This window comes from Leisingera sp. ANG-Vp, from assembly GCF_000813725.1.
Taxonomy (GTDB): domain Bacteria; phylum Pseudomonadota; class Alphaproteobacteria; order Rhodobacterales; family Rhodobacteraceae; genus Leisingera.
In genome coordinates, this window is sequence record NZ_JWLD01000089.1 from 1 (window position 1) to 3,204 (window position 3,204).

Sequence of the window (3,204 nt, forward strand, 5' to 3'; positions counted from 1 at the left end):
GACTTGATTGAGTGGCGGGGAGACAGGGATTCGAACCCTGGGAACGCTCTCACGTTCAACGGTTTTCAAGTCCAGAAAAAACCGTTGAATTCAAAGGATTTTTTTGTAAACCAAGGTCACAAAAGATCCAATAAGATCAATACCGAACTAAAACGCTGTAAACCGCCTTTGAGCCTTCAGATCCCAACCAGACTGGAAAGTTATGAAGACAGATTGGGCAACACTACTAGCGTAAAGGCCAGTCACTCAACGAAAATACTTGAACGATTTCGCGTCTCAGCACGACATAGCGCACGCGCCCCACGTGCGGAAGAGGCCACCAAGGAGCACAATCAGGATTGAGAAGACATGAGCCCCAGGTCACCGAACAAAGCGCTCCACCCCGTCGCGTTTACTGCTCTGATGTCCAATCAATCCGAAACATACCTTCTCCTAACCGGCCTAGACAACTGAAACGGTGGTTTCAGATTAGCGAATCGAAGGCCGAATGGATGTGGAAGTTGCTACCTCCGAAGGAGGTCATGTTCAACAATCGAGCGCAGCGCCTCGCACAGCTCTACTCTATTGGAGTTCGAAGAGGCTGACTGAAGCAATTTGTCGAAGTTGACAGCGAGACCGTAGTTCCGACGTGGATTTAGAAGTAAACAATCCGTCCAGACCTCATGGTCGCTTTCAATCGCACTCGCATACTTCAAAAGCCAATACATCAATACTTGCCTGAAGTCGCCGGCGACGAAGTTCCTATCAGTGTGCTTCACCTCGATTAAGACCTTGCCGATGGCGAAGTCGCCCGTTCCCGAGGCGATCCACCCCATTCCAGGAATGACCGGACTAAGTTCGATTTGGAGGCCTCTTTCTTCCGAAATCCGACGCAACATTTCTACAAGGTTTCGGGCTGCATGCTCCGCTACCTTCTGGTCGCTTTCTTCAATCGTGTCGGGCCGCCGAGCATCGTAGTGTCGGTTTTGCCGCTCTAAGGCAATTTTTATACATTCCTGCCACTCCGGTTCCGCCGACTTGGAGAGAATGAGTTCAGCACGCGCAACCGCTAACTCAAAGAGCATCGCCTTTTGAAGCTGGCTTTGCTCCACTAGCTCATTTGGCACTGGATCCAACCCGTTGTAACGGAACGCATCTCGATTCAGTGAAGCAACCAAGCCTCCGCTGAGCCGAGGGAACAGAATATCTAGAACACCAGGAATGTCCCTTGCTACCGTCCTAGGATCACGAAAAGGAAGTCTTTTAAGCGCCATTTTTGACCCAGTCCTGGTAACATGCCGAGAATTTTGGCCCTTCCTCAGTCTCGAATCCGAGACGCCAAGATTGCGCCAGTGATCCTAGGAGCTGTTGACGCGCATGCTTCCCTTCATCGCCAAAGTTCCCAGCGGCAAGCCAGAACATCCGCTGCTCATCGGCAGTCAGGTTTTGCCATCTGTTACGTACATAATTGAACCCCGTCCTATCGGACCAGTGATGCCAACAATCAATGCAGGCCCTTCGGACCGCTGCTGACGAGCTGCGGTCATAGGTTCCTCTAACGAACGTTCCGCGGGCATCTGATCGCGCGAAACGAATGGCCCGTAGGAAATGCAGCACATTCGCTTCCGGCATGAGCAAGTGTGGAGCTCTAACTATCACTCGATCAAGAAGCTCGTCTATCTGGGCGTGGAAATCCGAGAACTCACCGTTTGCTCGGACTGCATAGACACCGCGCATAATTTTGGACCAAGACGCACGAAACGAGTCAAGGTTCCTGGCATCCAGTAGTGTTTCACAGAGCTGGGCCGCAACCTTGGGTTCCTGGAACTTCAGCGCTCGAGTGATTTGCGCAACTACGAAGCTATCTGGCTGGGATTTCTCTTTTTCCAGGTCAATGAGGAATTGAACATCGATCTTCTTGAACGACTCTTTGAGTTGTTCGTACTCCGCCTGCGCCGTATCAGAGTAAGGATCGAAGTGAAGATCCAAGTCTCTCAAGTCAGCACTTGCGTCTTCACCTTCGCCGAGCTGGGCTGCTACGAAGTCGCTATAGTGCTTAGCACTCAGCGTCGTAGTCTTAGTGCGATTCAGCGAAAGGCCATAGTCGGCAAGAGCATGGGACAACACAGACAGCGCCTCGTACGCATGCTGCCGTGAGTCACAGATTAATGTGAAGTCGTCAACGTACCGATGCCAGACAATACCTGCATCAGACAACGATCTGTCAATCGGCGTCATCATAGCTTCGGCGAGAATACGAGCGCATTGGCCTCCAACGGGAAGCCCGAAAGATCGCCCAGCTGCTAGCTTGCTGAGGATGCGATCGATCTGCAAGGCCACAGTAGAGTTCGCTTCGCCGAGATCCTTGATAACGTTCTCGAGCCGATGGTGGTATATGTGCTCATAAAAACTGGAAATGTCAGTTTGGACTATGACGCATCCGTCTTTCTGTAGCGCTTCTTCTCTAAGGGTCGCCTCCTTGTACGTTCTCCAAGAACGAGCCCGATCAAAGAAAGCCGGAGCTTCTCCTCCCAACCTGTATGAATGTACCCGCTCGCTTCGGTTCGGTTCATTCGCCTCTGCCACTGCAAGACCAAGACCATTCAGGTACAAATTCCAGAAAGGGTGAATTTTCGTCGTGATCCGGAAGCCGTTGGAACCAGATGGGGCGAGAAGTCGCTCTGCAACGACCGTGAGTTCGTTCAAAAAGTTTCTCGCCTCTTTGAAGCTCTTCCCATCGATCTTCTGGAACAGTGCAAAGCAGATATCCGCAAAATCTTCAGCCTTGTCGCGAACAAAACCAGCATCGATATCATATGGGAGCGTATCATTCTCGCCGCTTTGACCAATTTCTAGAGCAGCTCTTTGGAAGTGATTACGCGAAACCTGCAAGATGTAACCTTTCTATGCCCTACCTGTAGCAACTTGAGCTACCAGACGGTGTAGTTTCAGAAAGAGTCCAGCAAGGTTCACCTCTGTAGCCCGCAGCATTACCCAACGGCACTCGCGACGGATCGCTATTATCGGCTGAGATCGATCAGGATCTCATCTTCCGCCTACAAAGAACGCCAAAACTTCACTTCCAAACTGGCAATTCACTTTGGAAAAAGTGGGTAAGTCAGGCCGAGAACCTCAAGCTGTGTAAACCAGAGTGTAAACTGACCGGTTTCGAAGCCACCCGCAGACTTTAGGCAGAATATCTATTTCATTGATTTAGTGGCGGGG

The 3,204-nt window shown here is 51.0% G+C and carries 3 protein-coding genes; 1 reads left to right on the top strand and 2 read right to left on the bottom strand.

The genetic code is table 11. The features are described from left to right. On the top strand, positions 1–342 hold a 342-nt coding region (locus RA20_RS26010; RefSeq protein WP_206540124.1), incomplete at its 5' end, for a hypothetical protein. Between the two features lie 161 nt (positions 343–503). On the opposite strand, the gene RA20_RS22695 is transcribed toward RA20_RS26010, so the two are convergent. Both RA20_RS22695 and RA20_RS22700 read right to left on the bottom strand, forming a co-directional pair. Further along, entirely contained in the window at positions 504–1,253 is a 750-nt protein-coding gene (locus tag RA20_RS22695) for a hypothetical protein (RefSeq protein WP_039134371.1), read from the bottom strand. Beyond that, entirely contained in the window at positions 1,243–2,871 is a 1,629-nt protein-coding gene (locus RA20_RS22700; RefSeq protein ID WP_241482317.1) for an RNA-directed DNA polymerase, read from the bottom strand. Before RA20_RS22700 ends, RA20_RS22695 begins: the two co-directional genes overlap by 11 nt. Positions 2,872–3,204 lie beyond the last annotated feature (333 nt).